The following is a 4845-nucleotide window of genomic DNA, read 5'->3' as shown; positions in this document are numbered from 1 at the left end:
GTGACGACGGCGATCGTGCCCTCCACCCGGCGCCAGCTCGTCGACGGCTGCCACCGTCGCACGCAGCTCGTCGCCGGGGGCGACGACCTCGTGCGCGGTGCTCACCGGTCTCGCGCACCGCGCGGGCCAGGTCGGCGTCCGGGGCCGCGACCTTGGCCACCTCGGCGGCGAAGTCGTAGATCTCGGCGGAGTTGCGGTAGTTCGTCGACAGCCGGAACTCGTGCAGCGGCAGGTTCGCCAGGGCCGCGGCGCGCGCCTCGGCGGCCTCCTCGCGGTGCGGCCAGGACGACTGGGCCTGGTCGCCGACGATCGTCCAGCTGGCGTAGCGGCCGCGACGGCCGAGCATGCGCCACTGCATCGGGGACAGGTCCTGCGCCTCGTCGACCAGCACGTGGGCGAAGCCGTCGTCCTCGATCGACGACGTCGAGCGCAGCTGGTTGCGCCGCTCGCGCTCGGCCCGCTCGAAGCTCATGAGCTCGCGGGGCGCGTCGTCGGACTCGTCGTCCTCGACCGGCACCTCGCCGAGCAGGTAGCGCAGCTCGTCGATGAGCGGGACGTCCTCGATGGACGGCTCGGCGTGCTGCTCCCACGACCCCTTCATCGCCGCGACCTCGGCCCGGGTGAACGTGCGCGCGGCGAGCGACTCGATGACCTGCGGCAGGGTGCGCCACAGAGCGACGGCCTCCAGCGGGGGCCACCAGTCCTCGACGAACTCGCGGAAGGCGGCCGACCCGGTGATCTCGTCGGCGAAGCCCTCCTTGCCCTTCTCGAGCGCGCGCTCTCCCTTCACCTGGCGCCACAGCGCGTCCACGAGCGCGGCCGGCGCCTTGGCGTAGGCCTGGTTGCGGCGCAGGTTGCTCATCAGCTGGCGGCGGATGGCCCGCAGCTGGCGCTGGTCCAGGCGCAGCACGTCGTCCTTGTAGAAGAAGCGGAACGACTCCGGCTCGCCCGGCTGGCTCCACGTGACCAGGCGCGACAGCAGCCCCGCCATGCGCTGCGAGCCCTTGGCCGCAGCGGCCGCCGGCTCGTCGTGGCGGTCGGTGCGGACGCCGTCGACGACCTCGCCGAGGGCGCGCAGCGTCACGGCGGTCTCGCCGAGGCTGGGCAGGACGCGCTCGATGTAGCTCATGAAGACGCCCGACGGTCCGACGACGAGCACGCCGCCGGACTCGAACGCGCCGGTCGTTGTAGAGCAGGAACGCCGCGCGGTGCAGGGCGACGACGGTCTTGCCGGTGCCCGGGCCCCCGCCGATGATCGTGGCGCCGCGGGCGGGGGCGCGGATCGCCTCGTCCTGCTCCTTCTGGATGGTCGCGACGACCGAGTGCATCTTGGCGTCGCGGGCGCGGCTGAGGCTGGCCAGCAGCGCGCCCTCGCCGACGACGACCATGTCGTCGGGGGCGTGCTCGGCGTCCAGCAGGTCGTCCTCGACGCCGACGACGGTCTGGCCGGACGAGCGCAGCACGCGGCGGCGCACGACGCCCTTGGGCTCGTTCGCGGTGGCCTGGTAGAACAGCGCGGCCGCGGGGGCGCGCCAGTCGACGAGCAGGATCTCGCGGTCGGCGTCGCGCACGCCGATGCGGCCGATGTAGCGCGCGTCGCCGTCGGTCAGGTCGAGCCGGCCGAAGACGAGACCGTCGTGCGCGGCGTTGAGCGCGGCGAGCCGCTTCGAGGCCTGGAAGACCATCGCGTCACGCTCGACGAGACCGCCCTCGTTGCCGACGTGCCCGCGGGCGTAGCCCTCCTTGACCAGCGAGGTGGCGACCCGGGCCGACTCGGCGAGCCGGTCGTACACGGTGTCGACGTACGCCTGCTCGTGGGCGATCTCGGCCTGCGCCTGGTCGTGCGTGGCGGTCACGGAGCTCCTCGGGAGGTCGAACGGGAACTCTCAAGTCTAGGCACCGGGCACCAGCGGCGCGCCGGTGCCTCGCGACGTGGACGCGTGAGGTCGAACGCACCTCCCGGAGGGACGAGATCAGTCCTCCACGACGAGGACCAGCGTGCGCAGGGAGCCCCGCGAGAACAGCGTCGCCCGCAGCTGTGTCGGCGCGGTCCCCCACGGCACGTCGACATCAGGTGGTGCGCCTCCTGCTCGTCCGCGGCGCGGACGGTGCTGAAGGCGACGTCGTTCACGAGCGTCCGTTCGATCGCCGGACTCGAGACGAGCGCCATCGTGTCGGCCCGGGACAGGGCCCTGACGAAGTCCCACCGCTGGCCGAGCTCGTCGAAGAACGCGTCGTTCATCATGCGGATCGCCCGCGGCGACCCGGCCTTTCGCTTCTTCGCCATCGGTCCCGGACGTCAGCCCTTGCGGGTGAGGAACGCGGTCATCGCGGCGCGGGCCTCGTCGGAGCCGAACAGGCGCGCGGACTGGGCCGCCACCTCGTCGCCGAGGGCGTCGATGCGGGCGACGAGGTCGCGATTCACCAGCTGCTTGGTCTCGCGCAGGCCCTGCGGCGAGCCCTGCGCGAGGTCGGCGAGGACGTCGCGGACGGCCTGGTCGAGCGCCGCGTCGTCCACGACCCGGGTGACCAGGCCGATCTCCGCGGCCTCGGCCGCGTCGAAGCGGCGGGCGGTGAGGAACAGGTCGGACGCCGCACGCGGGCTCAGGCGCGGCAGCAGGCTGAGCGAGATGACCGACGGGGCCAGGCCCAGGCGCACCTCGGTGAGCTGGAAGGTGACCGACGCCGCGGCCACGACGACGTCCGTCGCCCCGACGAGCCCGAGGCCCCCGGCGCGGACAGGGCCGGCCAGCGCCACGACGACCGGCTTGGCCGACGTCGCGATCGTCGCTGCAGGTTCGACCAGCGGGCCCGGCCCGGTCTCCATCCCGCCCTCGGACGCTCGGACAGGTCCGCGCCCGAGCAGAACACGCGGTGCGCCGAGCGCAGCAGCACCGCGCGGACGTCCGCGTCCGCCTCGGCCGCCGCCAGCCGCTCGCCGAGCTCGGTGACGAGCTGGGCCGAGAGCGCGTTGCGGTTGTGCTCGCTGTCGAGCGTGATGGTGGCGACGCCGTCCGCGACGTCCAGGTGCACCAGCTCCGGCATGGGTCTTCCTCTCTCGCTGAGCGTGACGTTGTGCACGCGACACGCCGACAAAGGCGTACACAACGCCACTCCCAGCGGGGACCGATCAGTAGGACTTGGGCAGGCCGAGCGAGAACTGGGCCACGAAGTTGAGGATCATCTCCCGGCTCACCGGCGCGATGCGCGACAGGCGCGAGCCGGCGAGCAGCTGCACCAGACCGTACTCATGGGCCAGCCCGTTGCCGCCCAGCGCCTGGATGGCCCGGTCGACCGCGACGCAGACGACCTCGCCGGCCGCGTACTTGGCCATGTTGGCCGCCTCGCCGGCGGCCATGTGGTCGCCGGCCGCGTACAGCGCGGCCGCCTTCTGCGTCATCAGCCGGGCCAGCTCGACCTCGATGTGGGTCTGCGCGAGCGGGTGCGCGACGGCCTGGTGGGCGCCGATCGGCGTCTTCCAGACCTGCCGCTCCTTGGCGTACGCGGTGGCCTTCTCCAGCGCCAGCCGCGCGGTGCCGGTGGCGAACGAGGACGCCATGATGCGCTCGGGGTTGAGCCCGGCGAACAGCTGCTCCAGACCGGCGTCCTCGCTGCCGACGAGTGCGTCCTGGGGCAGCAGGACGTCGTCGAAGAACAGCGTGAACTGCTTCTCGGGACTGTTGATGCCCATGTCGATCTCGTTGAACGTGAAGCCCTCGGCGTCCGTCGGGACGAGGAAGAGCGCCGGCTTCAGCTTGCCCGTCCGCGCGTCCTCGAGCCGGGCGACGACGAGCACCGCGTCGGCCTCGTCCACGCCCGAGATGTACGTCTTGGTGCCCGTGAGCCGCCAGCCGTCCTCGGTGCGGTAGCCGGTCGTGACGATGTTGTGCGAGTTGCTGCCCGCGTCCGGCTCCGTGATCGAGAACGCGAACGTCGCGGTGCCGTCGGCCAGGCCGGGCAGCCAGCGCTGCTTCTGCTCCTCGGTGCCGTACTGGGCGATGATCGTGCCGACGATGGCCGGCGAGACGACCATGAGCAGCAGCGGACAGCCGGCCGCGGCCAGCTCCTCGCACACGGCGGCGAGGTCGCCGATGTCGCCGCCGCCTCCGCCGTACTCCTCGGGCACGGCGACGCCGAGGTAGCCGAGCTTGCCGGCCTCGGCCCACAGCTCGGTGGTCTTGCGGCCCTCCTTGGCGGCGGCGTCGAAGTACTCCTGGCCGTACTTGCGGCCGAGCTCGGCCACGGCCCGGCGGAGCGCCCGGCGCTCCTCGCTCTCGGTGAACGCGGTGGTCATCCCTGCTCCTCCTCGACGACGGCCAGCACGGCGCCGGACTCGACCTGCGAGCCGGCCGCGACGTGGACCTCGGTGACGACGCCGTCCGCGGGCGCGGCGACGGTGTGCTGCATCTTCATGGCCTCGAGCACGAGGACGGTCTGGCCGCGCTCGACCCGCTGGCCGGCCTGCACCGCGACCGACACGACAGCCGCGGGCATCGGGGCGAGCAGCGAGCCGGCGGCGACGACCTCGGACGGTCGACGAACCGCGGCACGACGCCCAGCGAGAGCGCCCCCCTCGGGCCCGGCGACGTCCACGGACGTCTCGCCCACGGTCACGTCGTAGGACGTGCGGACGCCGTCGCGCTCGAGCACCACGCGGGTGGACGTCGCCGCCACGACGGTGGCCAGGTCGCTCACCAGCCGCCCGCCCACGCTGGAGTAGGCGACCTCGAGCGGCTCCTCGCGACCCGGCACGGTGAACGTCCGGGTGCGCGGCTGCGACGGCACGTTGCGGTAGGCCGCCGGCACCCCGTCCCAGCACGCGCGCGGACGCCCGCGCCGTCTCGG

General features: G+C 73.2%; 4 protein-coding genes and 1 pseudogene. All 5 read right to left on the bottom strand.

Annotated elements, in window-relative coordinates:
- The coding region (locus AC2W7G_RS09120; RefSeq protein WP_485868157.1) for a UvrD-helicase domain-containing protein at nt 1-1159 on the bottom strand (1159 nt) is incomplete at its 3' end.
- 1140 nt (nt 1160-2299) lie between these two features.
- Nucleotides 2300-2827: an enoyl-CoA hydratase-related protein gene (locus AC2W7G_RS09115; RefSeq protein ID WP_485868156.1), complete on the bottom strand. Its 528-nt coding sequence runs from the start codon at nt 2825-2827 to the stop codon at nt 2300-2302.
- 29 nt (nt 2828-2856) lie between these two features.
- Nucleotides 2857-3045: pseudogene (locus AC2W7G_RS09110) on the bottom strand (enoyl-CoA hydratase-related protein); the annotation flags it as partial.
- A gap of 85 nt (nt 3046-3130) precedes the next feature.
- On the bottom strand, nt 3131-4294 hold the full coding sequence (locus AC2W7G_RS09105; RefSeq protein ID WP_485868155.1) for an acyl-CoA dehydrogenase family protein: 1164 nt from the start codon (nt 4292-4294) through the stop codon (nt 3131-3133).
- Nucleotides 4291-4845, bottom strand: a 555-nt coding sequence (locus tag AC2W7G_RS09100) for an acyl-CoA carboxylase biotin carboxyl carrier protein subunit (protein WP_485868154.1), incomplete at its 5' end; no start/stop codon positions are given. The genes AC2W7G_RS09105 and AC2W7G_RS09100, both read right to left, overlap by 4 nt.

It is taken from the genome of Aeromicrobium sp. PFPM2_SD2 (assembly GCF_057364525.1).
This window is presented reverse-complemented; position numbering and strand designations above follow the sequence as displayed.

Excerpts from the sequence above, each read along its gene's own strand:
- AC2W7G_RS09115 (WP_485868156.1), bottom strand. The coding sequence starts at position 2,827 with ATGGAGACCGGGCCGGGCCCGCTGGTCGAACCTGCAGCGACGATCGCG.
- AC2W7G_RS09105 (WP_485868155.1), bottom strand. The coding sequence starts at position 4,294 with ATGACCACCGCGTTCACCGAGAGCGAGGAGCGCCGGGCGCTCCGCCGG.